Origin of the sequence: Tardiphaga sp. 841_E9_N1_2 (genome assembly GCF_051811065.1) — a bacterium.
Lineage (GTDB): Bacteria > Pseudomonadota > Alphaproteobacteria > Rhizobiales > Xanthobacteraceae > Tardiphaga > Tardiphaga robiniae.
Window position 1 is genome coordinate 3,031,518 of record NZ_JBPWQC010000001.1, and the last position, 25,536, is coordinate 3,057,053.

General features: G+C 59.6%; 21 protein-coding genes. 14 read left to right on the top strand and 7 right to left on the bottom strand.

Annotated features, from left to right (window positions below; translation table 11 throughout):
- Window positions 1–261 precede the first annotated feature (261 nt).
- From AB8A50_RS14615 to AB8A50_RS14625, 3 genes are all read left to right on the top strand, one after another.
- Complete coding sequence (locus AB8A50_RS14615; RefSeq protein WP_439078138.1) at window positions 262–2,538, top strand: glycosyltransferase family 4 protein; 2,277 nt, start codon at window positions 262–264, stop codon at window positions 2,536–2,538.
- Between the two features lie 42 nt (window positions 2,539–2,580).
- The gene (locus AB8A50_RS14620) at window positions 2,581–3,879 is read left to right on the top strand and encodes a glycoside hydrolase family 130 protein (protein ID WP_439078140.1); all 1,299 of its coding nucleotides are present in this window, start codon (window positions 2,581–2,583) and stop codon (window positions 3,877–3,879) included.
- A 114-nt stretch (window positions 3,880–3,993) separates the two neighbouring features.
- Entirely contained in the window at window positions 3,994–4,170 is a 177-nt protein-coding gene (locus AB8A50_RS14625) for a hypothetical protein (RefSeq protein ID WP_158596714.1), read from the top strand.
- 182 nt (window positions 4,171–4,352) lie between these two features.
- Here AB8A50_RS14625 and AB8A50_RS14630 read toward each other — a convergent pair whose 3' ends face one another.
- Window positions 4,353–4,556: a cold-shock protein gene (locus AB8A50_RS14630; protein ID WP_068734860.1), complete on the bottom strand. Its 204-nt coding sequence runs from the start codon at window positions 4,554–4,556 to the stop codon at window positions 4,353–4,355.
- Window positions 4,557–4,787: 231 nt separating this feature from the next.
- On the opposite strand from AB8A50_RS14630, the gene AB8A50_RS14635 reads away from it, so the two are divergent.
- Together AB8A50_RS14635 and AB8A50_RS14640 are read left to right on the top strand one after the other, a co-directional pair.
- Window positions 4,788–4,919: a hypothetical protein gene (locus AB8A50_RS14635; RefSeq protein ID WP_256461247.1), complete on the top strand. Its 132-nt coding sequence runs from the start codon at window positions 4,788–4,790 to the stop codon at window positions 4,917–4,919.
- A gap of 185 nt (window positions 4,920–5,104) precedes the next feature.
- Window positions 5,105–5,293: a hypothetical protein gene (locus AB8A50_RS14640; RefSeq protein ID WP_093756915.1), complete on the top strand. Its 189-nt coding sequence runs from the start codon at window positions 5,105–5,107 to the stop codon at window positions 5,291–5,293.
- A gap of 21 nt (window positions 5,294–5,314) precedes the next feature.
- Here AB8A50_RS14640 and AB8A50_RS14645 read toward each other — a convergent pair whose 3' ends face one another.
- A complete protein-coding gene (locus AB8A50_RS14645; protein ID WP_439078142.1) occupies window positions 5,315–5,521 on the bottom strand; it encodes a hypothetical protein in 207 nt (68 codons plus the stop codon).
- Window positions 5,518–5,856, bottom strand: a complete 339-nt coding sequence (locus AB8A50_RS14650) for a hypothetical protein (RefSeq protein WP_068734854.1) — start codon at window positions 5,854–5,856, stop codon at window positions 5,518–5,520. Before AB8A50_RS14650 ends, AB8A50_RS14645 begins: the two co-directional genes overlap by 4 nt.
- A gap of 539 nt (window positions 5,857–6,395) precedes the next feature.
- On the opposite strand from AB8A50_RS14650, the gene AB8A50_RS14655 reads away from it, so the two are divergent.
- The 5 genes from AB8A50_RS14655 (at window position 6,396) to AB8A50_RS14675 (ending at window position 10,518) form a co-directional block, all read left to right on the top strand.
- Complete coding sequence (locus AB8A50_RS14655; protein ID WP_147421564.1) at window positions 6,396–6,611, top strand: hypothetical protein; 216 nt, start codon at window positions 6,396–6,398, stop codon at window positions 6,609–6,611.
- Window positions 6,612–7,494: 883 nt separating this feature from the next.
- On the top strand, window positions 7,495–7,734 hold the full coding sequence (locus AB8A50_RS14660; protein WP_439078143.1) for a hypothetical protein: 240 nt from the start codon (window positions 7,495–7,497) through the stop codon (window positions 7,732–7,734).
- A 1,144-nt stretch (window positions 7,735–8,878) separates the two neighbouring features.
- Window positions 8,879–9,814, top strand: coding sequence for a glycosyltransferase family 4 protein (locus AB8A50_RS14665; RefSeq protein WP_439078145.1), 936 nt, complete (start codon window positions 8,879–8,881; stop codon window positions 9,812–9,814).
- Between the two features lie 85 nt (window positions 9,815–9,899).
- Window positions 9,900–10,175, top strand: coding sequence for a hypothetical protein (locus tag AB8A50_RS14670; RefSeq protein ID WP_246297440.1), 276 nt, complete (start codon window positions 9,900–9,902; stop codon window positions 10,173–10,175).
- Between the two features lie 82 nt (window positions 10,176–10,257).
- A complete protein-coding gene (locus AB8A50_RS14675) occupies window positions 10,258–10,518 on the top strand; it encodes a hypothetical protein (protein WP_089266051.1) in 261 nt (86 codons plus the stop codon).
- 259 nt (window positions 10,519–10,777) lie between these two features.
- Here the strand turns inward: AB8A50_RS14675 and AB8A50_RS14680 are convergent, their stop codons facing one another.
- Window positions 10,778–11,740 carry a Bug family tripartite tricarboxylate transporter substrate binding protein gene (locus tag AB8A50_RS14680; RefSeq protein ID WP_093756918.1) on the bottom strand — a complete coding sequence of 321 codons (963 nt, stop codon included), beginning with the start codon at window positions 11,738–11,740 and terminating at the stop codon, window positions 10,778–10,780.
- A gap of 209 nt (window positions 11,741–11,949) precedes the next feature.
- Between AB8A50_RS14680 and AB8A50_RS14685 the strand changes: the two genes are divergently transcribed.
- The 3 genes from AB8A50_RS14685 (at window position 11,950) to AB8A50_RS14695 (ending at window position 15,050) form a co-directional block, all read left to right on the top strand.
- The gene (locus AB8A50_RS14685; protein WP_439078147.1) at window positions 11,950–12,861 is read left to right on the top strand and encodes a LysR substrate-binding domain-containing protein; all 912 of its coding nucleotides are present in this window, start codon (window positions 11,950–11,952) and stop codon (window positions 12,859–12,861) included.
- 102 nt (window positions 12,862–12,963) lie between these two features.
- Window positions 12,964–14,130, top strand: a complete 1,167-nt coding sequence (locus AB8A50_RS14690) for a CaiB/BaiF CoA transferase family protein (RefSeq protein ID WP_439078149.1) — start codon at window positions 12,964–12,966, stop codon at window positions 14,128–14,130.
- The gene (locus AB8A50_RS14695; RefSeq protein ID WP_439078150.1) at window positions 14,127–15,050 is read left to right on the top strand and encodes an HpcH/HpaI aldolase/citrate lyase family protein; all 924 of its coding nucleotides are present in this window, start codon (window positions 14,127–14,129) and stop codon (window positions 15,048–15,050) included. Before AB8A50_RS14690 ends, AB8A50_RS14695 begins: the two co-directional genes overlap by 4 nt.
- Before the next feature lie 261 nt (window positions 15,051–15,311).
- Here AB8A50_RS14695 and AB8A50_RS14700 read toward each other — a convergent pair whose 3' ends face one another.
- From AB8A50_RS14700 to AB8A50_RS14710, 3 genes are all read right to left on the bottom strand, one after another.
- Entirely contained in the window at window positions 15,312–15,494 is a 183-nt protein-coding gene (locus AB8A50_RS14700) for a helix-turn-helix domain-containing protein (protein ID WP_093756922.1), read from the bottom strand.
- A gap of 71 nt (window positions 15,495–15,565) precedes the next feature.
- Window positions 15,566–22,681, bottom strand: coding sequence for an MBG domain-containing protein (locus AB8A50_RS14705; protein WP_439078153.1), 7,116 nt, complete (start codon window positions 22,679–22,681; stop codon window positions 15,566–15,568).
- A gap of 67 nt (window positions 22,682–22,748) precedes the next feature.
- Entirely contained in the window at window positions 22,749–23,402 is a 654-nt protein-coding gene (locus tag AB8A50_RS14710; protein ID WP_120293213.1) for a hypothetical protein, read from the bottom strand.
- Window positions 23,403–23,915: 513 nt separating this feature from the next.
- On the opposite strand from AB8A50_RS14710, the gene AB8A50_RS14715 reads away from it, so the two are divergent.
- Window positions 23,916–25,499 (top strand): ShlB/FhaC/HecB family hemolysin secretion/activation protein, encoded by a 1,584-nt coding sequence (locus AB8A50_RS14715; protein WP_439078154.1) that lies wholly within the window; start codon window positions 23,916–23,918, stop codon window positions 25,497–25,499.
- Window positions 25,500–25,536: the final 37 nt, after the last annotated feature.

Genomic DNA, 25,536 nt, shown 5'->3' on the forward strand with positions numbered 1-25,536 from the left:
GCTGGCACTGAAAGACCGATTTATTATCACCGCTCTCTCGCCAACCTCCCACCGACTTGTTCCAACTCCCAGCCCTCGAAGATACTGATGGCTATTCGCGAAGAAAGAGCGCACCCTGCGCTCGCGCGCATTGATGACCCTGATGGTCCCTGCCGAGCGCGCGCTGCTTTTGTCACGAAATTGTCCGATATGCCGCGGCTGGCGCAGCATTGCCAATTTTGAGCGATTGCCCTTTCAACATTGGAATCGCGAGGCAGCAGATTGACGGTGTTCAGCCGCATTGCATTCATTGGCAATTCACTTCCACGCCGATGTGGGATCGCCACGTTCACTACCGATCTGCAAAGCGCAGTAGCAGCCGCCCGCGCAGACTCCAAAACCGTCATCGTGGCGATGACTGATCATGGTCATTTCTATGACTATCCAGCCACCGTTGGCATTCAGATCAATGACGAGCTGATCAACGACTACATACGTGCAGCGGAATTCCTGAACAACGGTCATTTCGACGTGGTGTCACTTCAACATGAATTCGGTATCTTCGGCGGCGAAGCCGGAAGCGATATCATCCAGCTTCTCTCGCTGCTCAAGATGCCGATCGTGACGACACTCCATACCGTTCTTGCAGAGCCCACCGCCGCACAAAAAGATGTCTTCACACGCGTTGTCGAGATGTCGTCGAAAGTGGTGGTGATGGCGGAGAAAGGTCGGGAACTGCTTCGGACCATCTATCAGGTCGCCGAAGAGAAGATCGAGATCATCCCACATGGAATTCCGGAATTCGCTTTTGTGGAGCCCGACGATGCAAAAACGAGGCTCGGCTTTGCCGGCAGGTCTGTCATTCTGACGTTCGGCCTGCTTTCGCCCAATAAAGGCATCGAATTCATGATCGATGCGATGCCGTCCATTCTGAGCACCTGTCCGGGTGCGGTCTATGTCGTATTGGGTGCAACCCATCCAAATCTAGTACATGACGAAGGCGAGACCTATCGCGAATCCCTCATTGCAAGGGCCCGCGAAGCTGGCGTCGCAGATCACGTTGTCTTCCTTGATCGCTTCGTTGATCAGGAGACCTTGCTCGATTTCATCTCGATGTGCGATGTCTACGTCACGCCTTATCTGAATGAATCTCAGATGACGTCAGGCACCCTGGCCTATAGTTTTGGCTTGGGAAAGGCCGTGGTATCGACTCCCTATTGGCATGCTCGCGAATTGCTCGCCGACGGCCGCGGCATTATCGTCCCGTTCGCGGATGCGAATGCGATCGGCACTGAGATCGAAAAGCTTCTGATCAACGCACCACTGCGCCAGGCGATGCGCAAGCGCGCCTATGCCAGCAGCCGCTCCATGACCTGGGAACGGACGGCCGAGCGATACATGTCCGTTTTCGAGAACGCGGGTCGTCGCCACCGGCTCAAGACCATTGCAAAGTCGGATACGAGTACGCTCCTGCGAGATAGTCGCGCGCCTCCCGAGATGCAGATTGGTCACTTCCTGTCGATGTGCGACGACACCGGACTGTTCCAGCATGCGGTTCACAGTGTTCCGGATCGCTTGCATGGCTATTGCATCGACGACAATGCCCGCGCGCTACTGCTGGCATGCGCGTTGAACACGCCCGGGGAACTACGTCTGTCGGAGGTCCTGACCTCCCGCTTTGCAGCTTTCGTCCAGCATGCGTGGAATCCCGAAACGCACCGGTTTCGAAATTTCATGGCTTTCGATCGCAGCTGGCTGGAAGAAAGCGGATCGGAAGACAGTCATGGGCGCACGCTTTGGGCACTGGGCGTTTGCGCTCTTTCGGATGCGACCCCCTCTCGGCGGACCTGGGCCGCAGCACTCTTTGCGGAGGCCTTACCAAAGGTCGGCGATTTCCTCTCGCCCCGTGCCTGGGCGTTCGTATTGCTGGGACTCGATGCGTATTGCACGACCGTCACCGACAATAGCCGTGCCAATGCAATCCGGACGGCTCTGGCCGACAGGCTCGTCTCGCTTCTTGAGAAAGTCGAGACGAGCGATTGGGTGTGGTTCGAAAACGGACTTTCCTATGACAACGCTAGACTCTGCCAGGCTTTGATTCTCACCGGCACTGCGATCAAACGGCCGGACTATCTCAATGCCGGGCTGAGAAGCCTGCGCTGGCTGCTGACACAGCAGACCTCAGCCAGCGGTCAGTTCAGGCCGGTGGGCACGGAGGGATTTCACGACATCCGGCGCCAGCCACGCAGCTTCGACCAACAGCCTGTCGAGGCTGCTGCCACCATCGCGGCCAGCCTTGCAGCGTGGCGCGCCGACCAGAACATTGAATGGAAGAGCGAAGCCGCCCGGGTCTTCGCATGGTTCCTCGGCAGCAATGACCTTTCTATCCCGCTCGTCGATCTGGAGACAGGAAGCTGTCGTGACGGACTGCATCCAGACCGTGCTAATGAGAACCGCGGCGGCGAGTCAGTCGTATCCTACCTGCTCGGACTATCCGAAATTCGGCACATGGCACGTATCGCCGAGGATCAATCCAAATCCGCGACCCGCGTGGCCTGATCACGTTGCGCTCCCCCTCTCAGCAGACCATTGAGATTCCTTTTGCCCTCATCTCCGATACTGAATCGCCAGGCGCTCTATCTCCGGCCCGACGCGTCCCGAGTCATCGTACGGCCGTTTAAACCTGCGACGGAGCCACGCGATCTCAATCCGACAGATAAGACGCGCGCCAATCATATTGTCGACCGGATTCTTGCGCTCAGTCCCGAGCAGGCAGAGCATCAGTTGGCCGACGTGCTTGAAAACTTTCTGGGTCGCCACCGGAATCTGCTTCAGACATTCGAGGCCCGCGCTGACGAAATGGAAGATGCATTCCACGGCCATAGCCGGTTCACGACGATTCAGCGTCAGCTAGTCGGCGCCTATTTCCTGGGTGAATACTCGTTTGAAGCATCGGCACTCTTCAATCCGAGCATCGTGCCTCACCCCGATCAATCGGGAACGACAGCCGGCGCCCTGCGCTTCATCCTCAGCCTGCGCGCCGTCGGAGAAGGCCATGTGTCATCCCTGACATTTCGCACCGGCCTTGTAGATACCGACGGGACCGTGAGCATCGATCCGACCGCACGCCTCGCATCAAATCCAGCAGTTCAACACCTCGGGTCTGGGCCTGGCGGCGAGGATGTCGCCGTCACGTTTCGTAGCAGCGAGGATATCAGCGAGCGGGTCATTTTTCCGATTACGGATTCGCAATCGAACGGCATCGAGGATGCGCGCTTCGTGAAATTCGAGCATTCCGAGCGAACGGTCTATTACGCGACGTACACGGCCTATAGCGGCAGGGCGATCCGCTCGGAGATCATCGAGACGTCCGACTTCGTCACGTTTCGCTTTTCAGCCCTCAGAGGCAGCGCATCACATAACAAGGGCATGGCACTTTTCCCCCGGAAAATCGACGGGCGGTTCGCGATGATCGCGCGGCAAGACAATGAAAACCTCTACCTGATCTATTCGGATGATCTTTATACATGGGATGGCGGCACGCCGATCCTGAAGCCGGCCGCCCCTTGGGAGTTCATTCAAATCGGCAACTGCGGCTCACCTATCGAATTAGATGAGGGCTGGCTATTGCTGACCCACGGTGTCGGCCCGGTCCGCAAGTATTCGATAGGAGCAGCACTGCTCGACAAAAACGACCCGACGAAGGTGCTGGGGCGCCTGGACGAACCGCTCCTTCGGCCTGCGCCGTCCGAGCGCGAAGGATATGTGCCGAACGTCGTCTATACATGCGGCGCAATGCGGCATGGCGATCAAATTATCTTCCCGTATGCGATTTCGGACAGTTACTCGAACATCGCGACGATCGATATAAGAAGCCTGCTCGCAGCGATGGACAAATAAGAGCTGACTTAGCTTTACCGTAGAGGCAATCGGACGTGGCTTCTCAGCACGCCCAGCTCGTCCGTGGTTGGCACCTTTTACCAAACGGCAAGTAGAACTTTTGGGAGACGCACAGTGACCGGTGAAAAATCAAGGGCGCTCGTTCTCGGAACGACAGTCTTTTGGAAGAACGATAAAAATGACTTTGGCACCGTCATCGCCAAGGACTGGAGTAGCGTCACGGTCAAATGGGATAGCCGCGCCAGTCAGACAATCATGCACAACGATATGGATAGCTGCACGGCAGCCTGAATTTACTTGGCCCAAACGAGCATTCCTGACCATCATTCGCGAAAGCCGACGCGACACCAACCGGCCGCTGAAATCATCGCGAAACGCCCGCCGGGACAAGTCCGACGGGCTGCCAGTTATGTGGTCATTTGGCCGACAGCCGGGCGCCACCAGACTTGCGGCGCCAGGCAAAAGAGGCCCGATCAGCCAACCCGAAGGTTTTCTGCCGACGTCTTGCCACGGTTGGCCACTTCCTCAAAGCTGACCTTGGCCCCTTCATTCAAAGTGCTCAGCCCCGCCTTCTCGACGGCCGAGATGTGAACAAAGACGTCTTTGCTGCCATCGTCCGGCTGGATAAAGCCGAAGCCCTTCGTCGCATTGAACCATTTTACTACGCCAGTGGTCACTTCAGTTCTCCCGGTTGTCTCTCAACGATAGCAACCCTGAATTCAAGGAGGAGTCAATCAAGCAAACTTCCATCTCCTGAATTGATGCGGCTGTCGGCTGCTAGGACGACGGGTGGCGGTCGTCCGCCCGCACTGCCGCGGTGCGACAGCGGCTTTAGGCAACATAATCTCCGGGAGACCCAACCGACGTGCTAATGTCACCGAAGCCCAGTGCGGGCGGAGGACCAAACCATGGCCAAAGGCGAACAACGGAACAATCGCGAAGTAAAGAAGCCCAAGAAGGACAAGGCCAAGACGATCGCAGCAGCTCCGACCATGAAGGGCCTGATGCACCCCGAGGCGGAAAAGCCCCGAAAGAAATAGTCGAACAGAGCGCATCGCCAGCATAGCTGCAGCATCTGAGGTCACGGGCACCCGACGCATGATCCATGCGCTCGATAGCGCTACCGCGTTCGCAGTGATCGAGAACCAGAAAATTCAATCAAAATGTCCAATCCCCTTCCGGGGCGCTCCGACGCGCATCGGCGATCATGCCAGATGGAGCAATCATGACACATGAAGACCTGGAACTGATCCGTGAGATCGTCCTGCACGGCGGCGCAAAATATACGGCTGGCAATATCGATCGCAGCAAATACCAGCGCCTTGTCGATCTCGGGTGGCTATCGCCCCTCATCATGAACAAGACAGACATTGCCTATGAGACGACAAAAGCAGGCGAAGTGGCAGCGAGCTGACCCAGCACCCGGGGAGCGGCTCTAGCCCCGCGCGACGATTTTTCCGGTCGCGAACTGTTCCAAAGCGTAGAGCGCACTTTCCTCATACGTCGCACCCGGCAGCGGTTCTGCGACTACGATCAACTGGCCAATGGTCAATTGAACCATGCCATCCAGGATGTCGTAACCGGCTTCGTACGTCACACCGGCCAATACCAGTTCGACATAGCCATGCCAGAAGCCCTTCAACTCCGACTCCCAACCAGATCGATAAACGTCTGAAGCTCTGCAGAAAAGCGCTCGGCCTGCCTGGCATCCAGCCATAGTTTTATCGTCGACGTCGCCGACAGGACAAAGGCAACCCCGAAACCGCCCGCATTTGGCACACACAGCGCCGACCAGCTGTCAGCTTCGCTCACGATCTTCCGTTCGTTGGGAGTTCCCGTTTCCAGGACGTGATTGATTTGGATCTTAAGCTCGATTGCATCGTCGAACGACAGAGAAATCTCCTCTCCGCTGAAGTTCAAAATTAGCCAGCAATCTTTTTGCTTGGATTTGACGTCGGAGGTGAAATTGAAGGCCATGGTGGAACCATGCGCCTATGCCCGTGACGGTCAATCAAATTCGTCGCGACACTATGCGACTTGATGCACAGCCCTTCCGTAATCGCCTAGCTGCCTGCCAATCGGGAGCAAGTTTCATGTGGCAGCCAAGGTCTGCACGCTTTAACTGGACGTTGCGGCCTCGCGTTTGAGTCGCACTGAGGCGCAGACAAAGGGGCGATCAAATGGGCGACGGGTGGCAACCAATCAGCACCGCACCGAAGGACGATGAAAGGATCATCGTTGCGGGTGGAACATGGATACGCGGAAACAAGGACAAGCTGCCTCAGACATTTCCATGCCTCGTCATCTGGGACGAAACCGAGTGGCTCATTTGCGACAATGAAGGGCCGCGAGCGCTCATACGGGGTCCCAAAATCTGGATGGCAATCCCGCCCGCTGACTTGCCTTCAGCATCGGAATTGCTGAAGACGATCTGACGCATTTCATTAACCATACGATGCTACCCGTCCTGTAGCGCGGGTCTTGTCGAGCGCACCGCGCCAACTCTGGAGTCGCAGATGCAGGTCATCGAAATCACGGACCTCGTCGAGGCCAGGCGCGCTCGTCTGGCTCAATATCACGGGCTGCCGCGCGCACTTCAGCTGAACGGTCAAACAGTCACGGGATCGGTGAGATCCGTCGTGATGGATGCATCCGCAGCAAAGTGGACTGTAAAGCTCGTTGCAACGCCACCTGTCGTCGACAGAAAATATCGCCTGCGCCGCTCCGCCTAGAGCCGGACGCAGACCCGCACGACGACATCCGGCTTTTTTCAACCCCGCCATACCGCAGCCGTATGTATCCGTAGGCCCCTCCTATTCTCCTGAGCCAGCCACCCAAGGCACGGGCAGTCCAGTGGATTGACCTCAGCGATTCCGGCGACAAATCAGAACCTTCAAATTAGGTCGACTCCCGAACATAAAGGGAATCTACTGCACCGCATCATCGACCGCCCTTGGCATTCACCGGTGACAGAGAGTTCGGTCGCGCTCCCGCCCAAGTCTCGGGACTGCCATGCCTACCTCCGAATGTACTTTGGAATCGCAACAACACAGGTCCGGACAGTGAAAGCTTCTCACCTCGAAGCTGAGCACGCCGCGATGATCGCGCTTGCGATAGCTGCTCAACTCCCTCACGGAGACGAGCGAACGCTTGCCATGCGAAAAGCTGGACAACTGCAACTAATCGCCGATGCGAAGAAGCATCGGCTACAAACACCGGAAGTGTGAAGACCTATCCAGTAATCCAGCTACTAACTCGCGATCGGCGCTTTGGCGGCGACACAATTCGTGCTTCCAAAATAATATCTTCCATTCGTAATTTCCGACTGGAAGCGTAAGATCTGAAGATCATCGCAAGAACCACGGCTTCTACCGGCGTCTGTGAGCACTGTTTCCCCCTTAACAAGGGTTGGCCATATCAGAGCGTTGGACGATCAATCGGCCTCTGCCTTTGGTATTACTGTCCCTCCTCTTAGCTCTTCTTAATTGTTGCCGCCGTCGTTATTCAGCAGGGCTAAATCACCTCCGGTCAGAACGCGTCATAATCTGCGTGACGCCAACTCCTCGATTGAACGGAAGCAGATCTTGCACGATCTCAACTTGAGAGGGTTTCTCAATGTCAGAGCTGGAATTCAGTGCCGTGAATGACCTTCAACACACGCCGCAGCACGCCAGATGTAACGAGCAGTCCGAATATGATGCTGCAGTCGAGGTTGCTGCGAAGGCACTCAGAAAGACCTGGGATACGATGGGCGACATGCCATCACCGCTTTACGAAGATGAAGCGCGGCAACTCGGTAGAGCAGCACTCGATGCCATTATCGCTTCGCAACCAGTCACTCGAACGACCACATGACCTCCATCAAGCTGGCAGACACGCAGCATCTGACGACGGCCTTTCCATGAACGGCGCGTATGCTGCTCGGTACAGACGTTTGGCAGCCGCCCAAAGCAGTCCCGAGGTGTACCGGCTACTTATGCTTCTTGCCGACGAAGCCGAGAAAGGAATCCTCTGCATCTCAGCCTTCAAACACCGACGTCCACCCCACATTGTCGCAAAATCAACGTGAAACGCGTGCGCGGCACATAGTCATCGCGTCGGACAAACATCAGCTTTATTTCTTCCACCACTGCAAGGACATGAACCGTTGAATTGGCTACCTATAGACACCGCACCACAGGACGGAACGCCAATATTCCTGGCTGGCGGATACGATGATAATTCGGATCATGCCATGGAATCCGAGGCGGAAAAAATGCGAACCGCCTGCCGCGCGTGGTGGAACGACGGCGATTGGATTATTACCCTGGCTGAGGCAGGATGCGTCAACGTCACCCGGATTGATCCCACGCACTGGGCGCCTATTGAAGAACCGCGCTAGCCCAGCAAGATCGGATTGCCTTGCGGGCAAGACCGCGTTGCGGCACTTTTAACAATCAGTCAAACAGAGGCTCAGAGTAAAATCCGGCTGCCAGGACCTCGAAAAGCGCTGCGTTTCCATCATACCGAGCCTTCCATCGCGTGCTGCTGAAGCCACTGTTGAACAGATCACCATCGTCCTGCACCTGCCATTCCCAGAAAAGCAGGGGATGTGGAGTGACTGTGACTTCTAGGTTTGGTTGGCGATACATAGCCACCATATCGAGCCTCACTTTCGAAACAGCATTTACAAAAGGTCGCTTCCCGCCTGTTTATCGAAGGCGCCGCGCGCCGTTCTGCAGCGATCGGGGCGCTTGCTCTTGACAGATGACGGGCGGAGCGCCTCTCATTCTGCAGTGATGATGACACCATCGAACCAGCATCGATGACATTCACCATGCGCTCCTGAGTCGTCGCGTCAATCCAATCCACCAATCCGTCGGCCATATATCCGCCGTGCCCGGATTGACGTAGCTGATTATCCGCCATCCATCCTGCGAGGCTAAACACGATGCGCGTCGCGATGTTAGCGCCTATATCCTGGCGAACTCCTCCCCGACACTACGGCCCGTGGGAACTCGTGACGAGCTTGCTTACGGAGGCACTGCTCTTGCGGGGAGTTGACGTCACACTGTTTGCCACCAAGGACAGTTTGACGTCGGGAAATCTCGCCGGTGTCGTCCCGGCACCATACTCTGAAGACTCGTCGCTCGACGCCAAGGCGTGGGAACTCCTGCATGTTGCAAATGTCTTCGAGCGGGCCGGCGAATTCGACATCATCCACAATCAGGCAGATTTTGTACCGCTGGGCTTCTCTCGCCTTGTGGACACGCCAGTCGTCACAACCATTCACGGCTTTTCATCAGCCCGTATTGTTCCGGTTTTCAAGGAGTATGAGGATCGTGTCCATTATGTCGCAATCAGCGATGCCAATCGCCATCCCGACCTTCGCTATGCGGCAACGATCCATCACGGCATTCCAATCGACGATTTTCCCTTCGATCCGCTTGGCAGCGACGATCTTCTATTCTTCGGTCGCATTCATCCCGATAAAGGGGCTGCGGAAGCGATAGCAACTGCCGAAGCGGTTGGCCGCCACCTCATCATGGCCGGTATCGTTCAGGATGCGGACTATCATCGACGTCATGTGGTGCCAGCACTGGGAAGGTCCGCGACTTATCTCGGTCCGGTCGGAGGTCTGGAGCGGACACGTGTTCTGGGATCCGCACGGGCATTGCTTCACCTGATCAATTTCGACGAACCATTCGGGTTATCAGTTGTTGAGGCGCTTGCTTGCGGAACACCGGTGATCGCGCGTAACCGCGGATCGATGCCCGAATTGATCACAGATGGCGTGACAGGTTTCCTGGTCAATAGCGCCCCCGAAGCTGTTCAAGCCGTTGAGCGCATTGGTGAACTGGATAGACGCGCCTGCCGGGCGGCGGTTTCTGAGCACTTTACCTTCGATAGAATGGCAGATCGCTACCTGGCTCTATACCAATCTATCCTGGGCTAACCGATGGAGAACCGCAGCGAGAGCGAGATCGCCTTCAGGCTGTTTGCCGCCCTCGTCCACATATATTGAACACATAGACGTCGTAATGTTCCTGGAGTTCGGGCTTTCGCCGAGCTTTATGGATCCAAACATGATTGCTATTTCGACACAGGTTCAGGCGCCTGATGACTTTCAGCGCGTGGCGTTCGACATAAGACACGGCAACCGCCGAATTGCGTGTACCCTGACGACCAAGTTTCCAACCAAAGATCAGGCCAAAAGGTACTTCCACGCCAACAGGCCGCTGATCGAAAAACTGGCGCGCGAGCAGATGGAACTGGTTGCAGCCAACGACGGTGAGATCAAGCTGGTGATGATTTAAGAGTCGCCCGCCATACTTGCCGTTTCTGCGAAACTAAAGGCCTGATCTGATCTTCAGGGTTGGACGCAAGGGAATACCCACTATGGCGAAGTCGCTGCTTTCCAGACACGACCTCGAACATGCGGCATTGCTGCAAATCCGCAGCTGCTACGGGTGCGAAGATGTCACGGCCGTGATCATTGACGAGATCGCAGACCCTCGCTTTGAGACGAATTGGGGCATTCTCTCACTTCACCGCGCAGCCGACGTGCAATTGAGGCTCACTGCAGAGCTCAATACAGTCCGCGCGATTGACGGCACGCAAGAAAGATTGCGCAAGCTCTACAACCTCAAGACCAACTGAGCTCGCCTAATCTGCTGATGAAGCGTAACGCGAATACTCCGGCTTGACGTTTTTGATATCCGCTCTGCGCCACAATAAGCCTATCCAATTCAAAATAACTTAGTGCCTAAGCGTGACGTTAAGTTGCTCGCGGACGCGCATTCGGGCTCAACGGTGCCAATCAGATCCCGCCCATGCAAAGACACTTAACCTTGAGATAGTCATCGATCCCGCCTAGCCGCGCGGCGATCTCGCGAGAGATAAATTCATCTCGCGCGTGTCAGGGTTCGAGCTTCGCTTCCTTCACGATGATCGACCAGCGGTCGACCTCCGAGTTGATAAGTTGCTGCAAGGCCGTGCGGCCTTGCGCAGATGGCGCCTGCGCCGCCAGTTCGGCGAAGCGCGCCTTAACGTCTTCATTCTCGAGCGACTTGGCGAGCGCAACTTCCAATCTGGCGATCACTTCGGGTGGCGTGCCGGCAGGGGCCGCCAGCGCATTCCACACTTGCAGATCGAATTTCGGCAGATTGCTTTCGACGAAGGTCGGCACGTCGGGCGCCTGCACCAGTCGCTGCGGCCCGGTGACGCCGATGGCCCGCACCAGCCCGTTCTGATGCGCCGGAATCATCGTGACGGTTTGGTCGATCACCGCATCGATATTGCCAGCGATCAAATCCTGGATGGCAGGCCCCGAGCCACGATAGGGCACCAGCATCGCGTTGGTCTGCGTCAGATAGAGTAACATCGCTGCGGCGAGCTGCGCGGTCGAGCCCGCCCCGGATTGCCCGAAGGTGATGCGGTTATTCGGCACCTTGAGGCGCTCGATCAGTTGGCTCAGATTCTCGATGCCGCTCTTTTTGCTGACCGAAAGCATCATCGGGACATTCGCGAACACGCCGATGCCGGTCAGGTCCTTGCGCGGATCGAAGCCCAGATTCGGGTACAGTGGCACGATCGCCGCCATCGAGCCCATATTGCCGAAATTGAGCGTGTAGCCATCGGGTTTGGCCCGAACCACGCGCTGGGTGCCGATCGTGCCGCCGGCGCCGCCGACATTCTCGACGATCACCGTCTGTTTGAGTTCGGCGCCGAGCGCCTTGGCGAGAATGCGAGCCAGCACGTCCGTGGTGCCACCGGCCGCATAGGGCACGACCAGCGTGATTGGGCGGTCCGGATAGTTGTCCGCCCGTGCAGACGTAAGCGAAGCTGCGATCCAGAGCAGTGCAATAAACAGACGGCGCACGTGGAGCCTCCCCTTGATATTTGTCGATGCAGCGCTTCGCGCGCCTTTGTTGTCCTTCTGGCATACTCGCCGGGGCTCCGTCCCATAGGCTGTTGCTCTGAGGGGTATAAGATCAGGCGCCGGCCCCATCGCCACCGCTGGCAATGGCCAGCGAAGTGCGGTTCGGTGTAAGCAAATGAGCTTGCCCGCATCTTCACTGGATCGATGCCTTGGAACTGAGACAGCTTCGCTATTTCGTCAACGTGGTCGACATGGGCAGCCTGTCGAAGGCTGCGGTGCTGCTCGCGGTGTCGCAGCCCTCGCTGAGCCAGCAGATCGCCGCGATGGAGCACGATCTGGGCGTGCCGCTTCTGCTGCGGAGCGCGACGGGCGTGAAGCCGACCGATGCGGGCGCCAAACTGTATCGTCATGCCCGCATCGTATTGCGGCAGATGCAGGAGCTCACGGCCGACATTGCTGACGAGGGCAGCGGCGCCGTCGGACCCGTGGCCGTCGGCCTTCCCACCAGCATCGCTTCAGTGCTCGCCGTGCCGCTGGTGGAGCGCCTGCGGCACGACCATCCCGGCGTGAAGCTCCAGCTCTTCGAGAGCTTCAGCGGCTATCTCAACGAGCTGCTGGCCAATGGCCGCCTCGACATGGCCATCCTGTTTCGCGGCTCCGACGCGCCGGGCATGACCGTCAGGCCGCTGTTTACCGAGCAATTGTCCGTATTCGGCGCCCCAGGCATAGGCGATCCCGAAGCGACGACCTGCGATCTCGCATCCCTGGCCGATGTCCCAATGGTCCTTCCGGACAGAACCAACGGGCTGCGCCTGCTGGTCGAGCAAGCTTTCTTGGAAGCCGGCGTACCGCTGAATGTGATGTCCGACATCGACTCCCTGCCCGTTATGATGAAACTCGTGCGCAACGGCACCGCGGCGACGATCAACTCCTCCGGGGTCGCCAGGGTCGCGGAAACACCCATCCTGTCGAGACGGCTGGTGAACCCCGCCATCAATCGCACAGTGGGGCTCTGCCTGCCCACCGGCATTCCGCAGACCGCGGCCGCACTGGCTGCGGAGGAGACCATCCGCACACTGGCGCGCGAACATGCGGCGATCTGGGACAAGGCCACCGACTGACTCGCCATTGGTTCAGCCTATACCTGCGATGGCAAACCAGTATGCCCCCTGCGTGCACCGACGCGGCTAAGAGTGCGCGGAGCAAAACTGTCGGGACAGCAGATGGACCAAGAAAAGCGCGCTTTGCCCCTGTCGGGCGTCACCGTGGTATCGCTCGAACAGGCGATTGCTGCGCCCTTGGCCAGCCGACATCTGGCGGATTGGGGCGCCCGCGTTATCAAGATCGAGCGGCCGGGACGCGGCGATTTCTGCAGGGATTACGACTTCGTCCTGAATGGCATGTCGAGCCAGTTCGTCTGGACCAACCGGTCGAAGGAAAGTCTGGCGCTCGACATCAAGCAGCCGCAGGACCGCGCCGCGCTGGAAAGCCTGCTCGCCGGTGCCGACGTCTTTCTGCAGAACCTGGCGCCGGGAGCGGCGCAGCGGCTCGGGCTGGATGCCAAGGCGCTGGTTGAGCGCTTTCCCCGCCTGATCGCCTGCGACATCTCCGGCTACGGATCGGGCGGGCCGTATAGCGACAAAAAGGCATATGACCTGCTGGTGCAATGCGAGACCGGCCTGCTCTCGATCAACGGTTCAGAAGACCATCCCGCCAAGGGCGCCATCGCCATCGCGGATATCGCCACCGGCATGTATGTGCTGAACGGCGTTCTGATGGCGCTCTATGCGCGCGAACGCACCGGGCGCGGCACCGCCTTCGAGGTGTCGCTGTTCGATGCGATGACCGAATGGATGAGCTATCCCTCGCTCTATACAGCGGGCGCCGGAAAGCCGCTGAAACGGACCGGCATGCGCCACGCCACGATCGCGCCCTACGGTCCGTTTCGCGCCGGCGACGGCAAGACGGTGTTTTTCGGAATCCAGAACGAACGCGAATGGCTCTCGCTCTGCACGAACGTGCTGGACGATGCCGATCTCGCCATCGATCCGCGATTCGTGACCAATCCGGATCGTATGATCAACCGCGACGAGCTCGAACGTCTGATCGAAAGCCGCATTGCCGGCACCACCAGCGACCAGTTGCTGGCCCAGTTAGAGCAGGCCTCGATCGCCAATGCGCGCCTCAACAGCGTCGAGGAATTTCTCGATCACCCGCAACTGCATAGTCGTCATCGCGTCGTCAATGTCGGTACGCCGAATGGCGCTGTCACCAGCTATCTCCCGGCCATCACGATCCCCGGCCTGACGCCGCAGATGGGTCCGGTCCCCGCGGTCGGGCAGCACACCGACGCGATCCTCTCTGAACTCCGAGAACGAGCCCGCTTATGACCGCCCCTCGACTGACGCGGACCTATCTTGCCGTGCCGGCGCATCGCGAACGCATGATCGAGCGCGCCGCGGGATCTGCAGCGGACGCCGTGTTTCTCGACCTCGAAGACGCTGTTCCCGTCGGCGAAAAGAACGCCGCCCTGCGGACGGCGATCGATGCCATCACGCGGCTGGACTGGGGGCAGAAGACCGTCACGGTTCGCATCAATGCGATCAACAGCCCGTCCATCGCGGAGGAAGTCGAAAAACTGTCCGGCCTCGCACGGCTGGACGCCGTCTTGCTGCCGAAAGCGGAACGCGTGACCGATGTGATCGGCATCGGCGAGCGGCTGTCGCAGCATCGCGAAGACCGAAGCCATCCGCTGGAGCTTGAGCTCCTGATCGAAACCGCGCTCGGCGTGGTCAATGTCGATGCCCTCGCCGCTGCGCATGCGACGGTCGCCGCGCTGCATTTCGGTGTCGGCGATTTCAGCGCCTCGATCGGCGCGCGCAGCGACGAGATCGGATTGTCCCCGCGCGACTACAGGCACGTCGCCTCCTCAGCGGAGGAGCACCGGGAAACAGCGCTCGACCTCTTCGCCTATCCGATGATGCGGATTCTGATCGCGGCGCGCGCCTTCCAGCTGAGGGCGATCGACGGGCCTTTTGGCGCATTCCGGGACAACCAAGGCACGCTCGGCTCCGCGGTCAAGGCGGCAAGCATGGGCTATGACGGCAAGCAGGTGATCCATCCCGACCAGATCGAGCCGACGCGGTCCGCATTCGTCCCGTCAGCCAGCGACATCGCATCGGCGAAACGTGTCATCAAAGCGATGCGCGCCGCCGAACGGGACGGGCACGGCGCCGTGACACTGGACGGCCGGATGCTCGATCTCGCCAATGTGAGAATGGCCGAGCGCATCCTTCGCTTTGCGTCATAAAGGACTGGGCCCGGTTCGCTCGCGCTTGCTTCTCGCAAACACGCGTTGCTGCATCGTTGGATGGCTTGCAATAGCTCGTTGAGGACGAGAATTGACAGCGTTGCTGTCAGACGCGGCGTCATCTCGCGTACTAGGTCGGCGGAATGCGAGTCATATGCGCATCCCCGACACTCCCCTTATGGAATGGCAAAGGGATCGAAGGACGACTTTGCGCCACAAGCGGTCATCCCATGGCATGATCGTTCTTAGAGCAACTGCGGGTTAGATCTTGCGATGCATCGCACGCCAGTCGTTGGGCGTCATCGCCGTCGCATTTCGGAACACGCGATAGAATGTTGCGATGCTGTCGTATCCGCACGCATAGGCAACTCTAGTGCTTTTAAGCTTGGCGTGAGCTAAGAGCGATCGCGCGGCGCCAAGAGTTCCAATCCTTTCTTTCAGCACACGTCTCTCATCACAACTATCCGTTTATTTGAGAGCAATTCAGAGACGCTGAGCTGCCGGCGAAAGTTGTTTCACCGACCGTTCCTCCGCTTTCTGTCGCCGCCGCGCTCACCACCGATGGAGTTCGTCACGTCATCGTTGGACGATCCGTTAGTGTTGGTTCTCCCGCCAGCACTGCCGGCGACGATTCCGGTTGGAGCCGGCGATCTCGGCGGCTCCTGGAAGAGGTTATCGAAGGAGGACTTCGGACTGCCGACAGGAGACGGCGACATCGTATTGGTCGTTGGCGCCGCCGGGTTGACCACGGCGATCAGACCGGGGCTCGGCGCGAGCGAGACGTTGAACGACTTGATTGTGAAAACTGCCCCGTCATAGCTCAGCGCATAGTTAGGCGAAACGCCGAGCGAGCCTAGCCGAATGGCATAGTCGCCCACCACATCACCCAGCGCGCGCTCCAGCGAGCCGGAGAAGCGATCGCCGTTGAACAGCGTGCCGCCGGTGAGACGATAGGTCAGCGCCGGATCAAGCTCTGCGAACATCTTGCTCTGGGGATCTGCGGTGACTGTCAGCGGCGCGGCCGTCACGATCCAGACGCCACTGTTGCGGGCCGAGATCGCATAGTTCGGATTGGTCAGCGTTCCGGCTACGTCGAGCAAATAGGGATTGCCCGCGACGCCGGTCCGGCCGGTGATGCCGAACGAATTGACGAGCCCGGTCAGAACCTCAATCCCCTGACCGTTCTGCAAACCGATGGCCGACAAGCCGGGATTGAGCGGCGAACTGCCATAGACCGATGTGCCGCCATTGGCCGTGACAACAATGGAGGCCGGCGTGACGGTCCAACTGCCCGGATTGAATGCGGAGACCTGATAGTTTGGATTGGCCAGCGTGCCGAGCACACTGAGCGCATATGGCCCATGAGCCACGCCGCTGGTCGCAGTAATGCCGAACGAGTTGCGAAGGCCCGCCAGAACGTCGACGCCCTCGTTATTCTGCAAGCCGGTGGCCGACAGACCAGGATTGAGCGGCGAGCTGCCATAGACCGATGTGCCGCCATTGGCCGTGACCACGATAGACGCCGGTGTGACGGTCCAGCTGGCGTCGTTGCGCGCCGCCACACGATAATTCGCATTGGTCAGTGTTCCCGCCACGCTGAGCGTATACGGACCGCCAGCCACGCCCGTCGTCGGCAGGATGCCGAATGAATTGCTCAGGCCGGTCAGGACATCGACATCCTGACCGTTCTTCAAACCATTCGCCGAGAGGCCCGGATTGGACGGCAACTGGCCATAGACCGAGCTGCCACCATTCGCCGACACGATGATGTCCGCCGCAGCGACCGACAGCGAACCGCCGACATAGCTGATGGTGTAATTGCCGAGGCCATTGCCGAGTGCATTGCTGGCCGTGATCCCGTAAGGCGCGCCGGTCACATTCGCCAGTGCGTCCGCGCCGAGGCTCGCCAGTGTCACACCCGTCACACGGTCGGTGCCATAGAGCGTGCCGCCGACACTGTAACCGGTGCTGCCGAGGGCGAGCGTATCGCCATAGGTCTTGGACTGGTCGTTCGCCGTGATGGTCAGCGCTGCCTTGGTGACACTGCCAATATTGCGGCTGTTCGTGACGACTAGCGTGTAATTGCCGGCCGCGCTGCCGGCGAGGCCGCCGGAACCGAGATTGAAGGTGACGGTCTTGCCGCTTCCGGCATTGGCATTGTCATAGCTGCCCGAGGTCGGCAGGTTCGCCACCGATAGCAGCCCGGCATCGCCCGCAACCACATTGCTCAGCGTGAAATTGCTGGTGCCGAGCGCGGCGGTGTTGGTGCCGTCATACTGCTTCTCCACCGTGCCGGTGAGCGACAGCGTGACGGTGCGCTTGGCTATACTGTAATCGGTCCCGACGAAGCTCACCCGATAGTTCGAGGATGCGGCGAGCGAGCCCTGATTGATGGCATAGTTGCCGGCATTCTCGCCCGCGGCGCGGCCGATCGTGCCGGTGAGACTGTCGCCATTCACCAACGATCCACTGGTCACCTGCCAAGTGAGGGCAGAACCTGTGTCGCCATAGGTCTTGCCCTGACCGGCATCGGCGGCCACCGTGATCGCACGTTGCGTCACCGTCAATTGCCCGCTCGGCAGGTTGACAATGCGGTAGCGCGCCCCGTCGGTGCTGACGGGTTGAAGCTGGGTCGATGTGATCTGGACATATGGCGTCAGATGCAGCCAGGCCACGCCATCGCCAATCGTCACCCCCATCGGAACCAGCGAGAACGTGCTGGTACCAGTGAGAACGACGGCGCCATTTCCATTGACTGCCGCTGTGACGCCATTCTGCCCAGTGAACTGGTTGATGCGGTCTGCGATCTGTTGTGCTGTCGAGGCCCGATCCCAGATAATGTCGGACCCGTTATTGATCCGCATACCCACGTACTGCTGATAGATGCCCGTTTGACCAGGAGCGCCGCCGCCAACAACCTGCGGCGGCAATACGGTCAAGCCTGCCGACACGGCATAGGTGCCGACGCCGGACGACTGGTTGGCGGTCGAGCTCACAGTGATCGGCATCACATTCGACGTATCATAGTTTTTGAGGCCGTAGATCATCGCCGCCAGCGTCGTATTGGCATCGCCATACATACGCGTGGCGTTCGACGTCTCGACGACGGCGACGTGATTCGCCCAGTAGAATTCCGGATAGCGCGCGACGCCATCCGACTGGCCCGCGCTGTTCGACGGAATCCAGACATTGCGATAATCCCAGCCGGTATAGACGGTGCGGAACGTGTTGAGATCCTGCATCTGCGCCGTGGTCAGGCCGGTGCCGACGAAGGTCTGGCCACGATTGGGATTGAGCCAGGACGGATTCGAGACGCTGGAATCGTAATACGTATTGGTGACCGTTCCCGTCCGCCCGTTGTCGCTTACATTGCGCCCGACGACCGAGCCGACAAAGTGCACCCCATAGTTCCAGGCTCGGTCGAGCCGCCCGGTCGTATAGGAATTAATGATGGTGCCCGTGCCGTCATTGGTCGCATTGGTACCGACGAGACCGCCGATCGTGCCATTGCCGCGCACGAGGCCCGTCGCATAGGAATTGACGATCCGCCCGGGTCCGCCGTTTTCGTTCACGTTGACGCCGGCGAGGCCGCCCCCTTGGCCGACAAAGGTGACGTAATCAGACTGCTGGCCAACAGCCTCGACCGCGACTGTGCTGTAGGACTCTTCGATCGTGCCGCGATTGTAGCCGACCAGGCCGCCGGCGGCCCAGTTCGAATAGACCCCGCTCGCGTCATCGCTGCGCGACGCCCATGAGCGGAAGATCGTGCCGTCGCTCACGCCAGCGATCGAGCCGGCAGATCCCCAGTCGGCTATGATCCTGCTATCGACGACGCCGAGATTCTTCACCACGCTGCCGGATGCCAGATAGGCAAACACGCCCGCATGATTGCCGTCGGTCATATTCACGAAGAGGTTTCTGATCGCGTGACCCTGGCCGTCCAATGTTCCGGTGAACGAGGCTGCTGTTTTCGCGTAGTCGGCGAACTGTCCCGACTGCGAATATCCTGTCTCGCCCAGCGTATAAACAGTCGTGTAGACCTCGCGCACTCCATTGTTCCAGACCTCATACGAATCGGACGGTCGATTCTCGCCAAATTGCAGGCGCATGAAGTACTTCGTCGTGTAACCGCTATAGCTGATCGGCGAGATCGGCGAGAAGGCGTTGCCCTTCCACATCCCGGTGGACAAGTCTGCCGACGCGTTGATGTCGCGCGCAAGCTTGTAACTGGCAGCACCGTTCATATTCACCAGTTGCAACTGGTGCAGGTTCTGGATGTTGGTCGAATATTCGGCCTTCAGGAACGGGCGCGTATAGCCGTCCACCATGTACCAGTGGGAGTGAAAGTTGCCTTCCTGGTATCCATTGAGATAGTTCGGGTCGTTGAAATTGCTGTAGGAGTTAAGCGAATACGGGCTGTTGTCGGAATTCGTGTTCAGCGCAGCAACATATTGAATCTGCTCCGACGTCCAGCCGCCGGGCATGTCGTGATAGGAGCGACCGAAGGCGCGGCTGGTGCCGGACGTGGCCTGATCCCAGTAAACATGCCAGATGCGTGCTGACTGGCTGTGCTGGGAATTGAAGCTTTCCATCGTATCCCAGTCGCGGAACTGGTTGCGCCCGACGATGCCACCCACATTGGTGCCGGACACCACGCCCGCGAAATACGAATCTTGAAGCGACGCGAAGCCCATCACGCTCCATTGATTTTCGCCAACAAGACCGCCGGTCCAGCTCGTGCCGTTCACGCTGGCAAGCGAATAAGTCCAGCGGACCATGGCGCCTTCGCCATTGATGCCGGCAATGCCACCTGCCGTCGCGCCGGTGACCGAGCCGGCCGAATAGGAGTCCTGGATGGTACCGTAATTGTAGCCGGCGATGCCGCCAACAACATAGCCGCGGATGGCACCGGTCGAATAGGAGCCGCCATTGATGATGCCATTATTGCGTGCCACCAGACCGCCCGCGCCCAGCGAACTGGCGATGTTGGTCACGCTCGCCGTCGAATAAACATTCGTCAGCGTGCCATTGTTCTCTGCGGCGATCGAACCGACATAGCTGGCATTGCCACTGAACGAACCGCCGATGATACCGACATTCCGGATCGTGCCATTGTTCCGGTAGAACACGCCGACATCGCCACCGCCGACCTGCCCTTCGCCGCGGCGTTGGTACATGTTCAGGATCGCATAGCCGCGGCCATCGAGCGTACCGGTGAAGCCCTGATAGGGGCGACCATCTCCAAACGCACCGATCGGATCGAAGCCGCGACAGATGCCGCTCAGACAGGTCCAGGTCGACGTCACGCTGGCATCGATGTCCCGGCCCAGCGCGTAGTTACCGCCGAGATTGGATTCGATTCCCTTCAATTGGTAGACATCATTCACCAGCATATACGCTGCCACGGTCGCGCCGTAGCCGCTCTGCGTGATGCTGGAATAGTTGATCGTATTGGCGTAGCTGCCGGTTGCCGCATAGGGATTGTAAAAGATTTCGACGGGCGTGGCCGTATTCACCCGCGCATTGGACGCGAAGTTGACGAGGCCGTTGTCGGAGCGGAGCGTCACCGAAGTCAGCGCACTGTTGAAGTTGGAAATGTGATCGTTGATCTGGATATTTCCGGCCGACCGCAGATTGATCGTGCCGAACGAGCCCAGCGAGTTGGTGGTGATCGCACCACCCGACGTGATCGATATATTGCCGCCGACAATGCTGCCGATCCTTCCGGCAGTGACGTCGCCCGACGCCACGATCGATGTCGAGGTCGAGGCCGCCGTCCCTGTTGCGCGAATGCTGCCTTCGAAAGTGAGCGAGCCGCCGATCACCAGCGATATATCGCGCCCAATGAGGTCGCCGGTTACCAGATTGCCGTTGTTGGTGAAGGCCACCGAACCGGGAGTAAACGGCTGCGGGTCTTCGTTCCCCCAGCCCACACTCGCTGTATCGCTCGACAGCCGGCCGACGACATTACCGGCGCTGGTCAGTGATACCGACGTGAACGTCATCGGGAGCACCAGGTTAGACACCATGATCGGCGCGGTCTGCGAGATGCTGCCGGGCGACGTCAGCCACAGCGTCCCGTTGCGGCCGGATATCGTGCCGTTGATCTGGATGTCGCGATAGGCATTGAGATACAGCGTATTGGCCGATGTCCAGGAGATCGGCGCATTGATGATGATATCGCCGGCGCCCTGCGTCTGGTTGCCCGGGCCGCTCGCGGACGATGCCGTGGTGATCAGCGTGACATTGGCCGCGCCGAGATTGGCGCCGATGGTCGCCGCCGCCGCGGAATCGATGGTCAGTGTGACCGGATCGAGCAGCCAGTCGCCGGTGCGGCCCTTCGGCGCTGACGCATCGACGCGGATGCCAGCGAAATCAAGCTGCTTGCCCGAGGTCTCAATGAGGCCGCCGTCGCCGCCATTGACACCGCCGCGCGCCGACAACGTACTGCGCACGCTGGTGAGACCGTCCGACCACAGCACGATCTTGCCGCCCTTGCCGCTGTCCAGCGCGTCGGCGCGGATCACCGTCGCCGAATCCGCCGTAACCTTGACGGCATGCTGGAAATCGCCGCGACCATAGGCATCGCCACCGATGCGAACGCCGCCGCCGCCGGCCGCGCCCGACGCGTCGATGCGCGCACCGGCCAGCGCGATCTCGGCGCCGCTGATGTCGATCTGGCCGCCTGTCTTTTTGGCAGCCACCTGATCGCGCGACTTGCCGGTCGCCGTGACACGGCCGGACACGTTGACGCGGCCACCCTCGCCGCCACCGAGCACGATGCGCCCGGCGCGGGTGCCGACCGAATTGGCGCGGATCGTGCCCGGGACGTTCACCGCATCGCGCAGGATGTTGTTCGCCGTGGCGGCGCTGAGGAACACCTGTCCGCCATCGGCACGGATCCTTCCGCTATTGGTCACCAGCGCCTTGCCGGTGCCATCGACGAGATTGCCAAGCTGGTTGGACGGTACAGCGACCGACAGGAAGCCGTCGCCGGACAGATCGAGCGTAATCATCTCGCCGGAGCCGAGACCGACCTTGCCGAGCCGCGCCGAAATGACGCCGTCATTGGCGACGCGGCCACCGAGCAACGCTGCGAAGCCGCCGTCGGACACGTTGATGCGGCCGGCATTGGTGACAACAGCCGACGAGCCGTTACCGGTAAACTTGTATTTGCCCGATAGGAAGTCCTCGTTCCTGATGTCGAGCGTTGAGGCCGCGAAAGAGCCAGTATTGACGACACCCGTATTAGTGATCGCGATACCGTTCGGATTAACCAGCAGCACGGTGCCGGGCGCGTTGATCGTGCCGGCGATGCTGGAGGGCGTGGTACCCGTAACGCGGTTGAGGGTGGCAGCCGCCGCGCTCGGCTGGTTGAAGTTGACGGTGCCACCGGCACCGATCGAGAACGAATTCCAGTTGATGATGGCGCTGTTCGAGGATTGGTTGACGTTCAGCGTCCCGTTCGACGGCGCGGCGATACTCGCGGCGCCATGGGTCACGGTGCCTCCGCCCGGCAGCGTCTGCGCCAGTGCAATGCTGCCACTGAACACCACGCAGCCGAACACCAGCGGTGCGAAAGCCGCCCTCACGCTGCCGCGGATCGGCGTCACGTCATATGTCTGTGTCATGCCCAGCTCCTGTCACCTGCACGGGCGCCGTTGACCGGCGCTCCCGAGGTCGTCTTGTCTGCCCTGTTTAGAATTTGCCGCGCTCGATCCGCGCAATGTCGGGATCGTCGCGTTCAGCGATGTAGTTGATGATCAGCTTCGGCGGCCCCTTCGGGTCCGGCGACGTGGTCTGATTGCCTTCGCGCTGCATCTGGTATTTGACGCCATCGGCGATCAGCCGGACCGCCCCCTTCTTCTCATCCTCGCCGGCGAACAGCACAATCGTATTGTCGCCAACGGGAATGCCGGAGCGGAGCGTGTCCTTCTTCCAGACAAAGCCTGCGAGATAGCGCTCAAGACGCGTGCCGGCAGTGATCATCGCATTGGGATCGACCGGCGGCGTGGAGGCGACCTCGCCCCAGACGACATTGACCTGAATGAGCTTCTTCGACTTGTTGCCGAAGATGTAGGCGACCCGTGCAGCGCCCGGACCAGGATCGAGCGACGGCACAGCGACGGTCAGGACATTCGTGCCCTCGATGCTGTTCACGCTGCTCGCGATGTCGGTCCCCTTGACATTGAATGCCTTCGTCACGATGGCCCGCACCTCCGCCTCCGTCATGCCGAAACGGGCATCGCGGAATCCGGTGACTTCATATTTCGGTGCTTCCTGCTGCGCCCGGGCCGGCAAAACATCGACCACGCCCGCGACAATCGCGGCAACGAGGATCAACCGTGCCATCGCGCGCTTGAGCGCATGCGAAGCGGAATCACAACGAATGGAAGTGCCGAAACGATCTCTCACCTGCTCAACTCCTAAGCGATCAATTGCATCGGTTGAGCGCAGAACCGCCCCGGGCTGCGCAAACGCGGCCGATGCCCATGATACCAGCGTCTTATTAGGGGCTGGATGCAATCAGTTTCGAACACCGTGTGAACGCTCGTTCACATCGGCCATCAACGACCGTTATGGTTGATGCATGCCCAAACTATCCATGCATATATGCGCCGCGTCGCTGCAGCCTGACGATGCCAGTCGTCGGATTGCGCATGACCGACGGATGCATGCGCACTGCACGTGGGAAGTTCTGGGGCTGTCTTGATGTCTATTCGTTCGACAAAGAAATCCTTAGCGTTGATCGCAATCGCCTTGGGATCGCCGTGCAGCGGCGCGCTCGCTCAATCCCCCGCTCCCGCACCAAGCCTCGTACAACCACCCACGATTGCCACGCCGCCCGCATCGACGCGTATTACCTTGCCGCAAATCGCCGCCGGCTCAACCGTGCCGGACGCTGCCAAAAAGCTGACTTTCATCCTAACCGGGATCGACATCGAAGGCGAATTTGATGAGATCGCCATAGCGAGAAAAGAAGCCGCGGCGACGTTGCTGGGAAGGTCCGTTACGGTCGCAGATCTGTTCGGCCTTGCCGACAAGTTGCAGCAAGCCTATGTGCGCGCAGGCTACCCGCTCGTGCGCGTCGTCATCCTGCCCCAGGAACTTGATCGGCGCGCACGTGTAAAGCTGCGCGTCATTGACGGCTATGTCGAGAAATTCGATACCAGCACCCTGTCCGGAACATCGGCTGCTCGCGTTGCAGCCGTGCTGGCGCCGTTGCTCAACAAGCGACGCCTCACGCAGAGCGAACTCGAACGGCAATTGCTGATTGCGGGCGATACACCGGGTCTCGTTCTCAATGCCACTTTTGCTTCCGGCTCGGCCGTCGGCAGCTCTGTTCTGGTGCTTAGCGGCCGGTACAGGCCAGTCTCGGCGAGCCTCTATCTCGACAATGGCATGCCCAAATCCTTTGGCGAGTGGCAGGCGGCAACGTATTTCTCGCTCAACAATCTGACGGGATTTGGCGAACAGATCTCGATCTCCATCGCCGGACTGCCCGACAGTGATTTCGTGACGCCCTATCCTACGCGCCGCTATCTCGGTGCAAACCTCGCCGTCCCACTCGGTATCGACGGCTGGCGGTTCGAACTCGGCGTCACCGATGGTCGCACGACCCCGCGGGTTGATGCGATATTCGCATCACAGGGTGTTTTCCGGCAAGGGCGCGCAAAACTCGCCTACGATATTGTCAAACGCCGCGACACCGAACTGAGCTTCAATGCGCGATTTGATCTCACAGAGGAACAGGTCAGCACGCTGATTACGACACCGGCCACGCCGCTATCGCTTGACCGTACGCGCGTGCCACGCGTCGGCCTCGACGGCATCCTGCGACTACGCGAAAGCGGAACCACCCTCAACTACACGGCAACCTATTCTCACGGCATCAATGCGCTTGGGGCCCGCTCCATAGCCGATGCAACGCCGTTGCTCCCACTTTCGCGGCAAGGCGCAGACGCCGAATTCAGCAAGCTCGACGGTCGCATCGACGTCATGCAAACGTTTCCCGAGAATCTCTTTCTCTCGGCAGGACTCGCAGGCCAGACATCATTCGGTCGCCCGATGCTCACATCCGAGCAGTTTCCGATCATTGGCACCAACATGCTGTCCGGCTTCGCCGCCGGCACGCTCGCCGGCGATACAGGCTGGGTGGGACGCGGAGAGTTCGGCTGGAGCACCCAGCTCCCGTTCATCGCCGAACCGCATGCAATCGTACCTTACGTCTTTGCAGCTACTGGCGAGCGCCGCTATGAAATGCCGACCGTATTGGAAATCCCCGTCATTCGCGCGAACAACTATGGTGGCGGTATGCGCTTCCAGCTCGCGCCGCAGGCACCCGACGCCCCGTCGCTGTCCGGCTTCGTGGAGCTGAGCGAACGACGCGCCAGCGCTTCCAGCCTCGACGGCTGGATGGTGTTCGCCGGCGGCTCGATCCGCTACTAGACTCCAGAGATGGCAACAACGGACAGATCACTTGCTT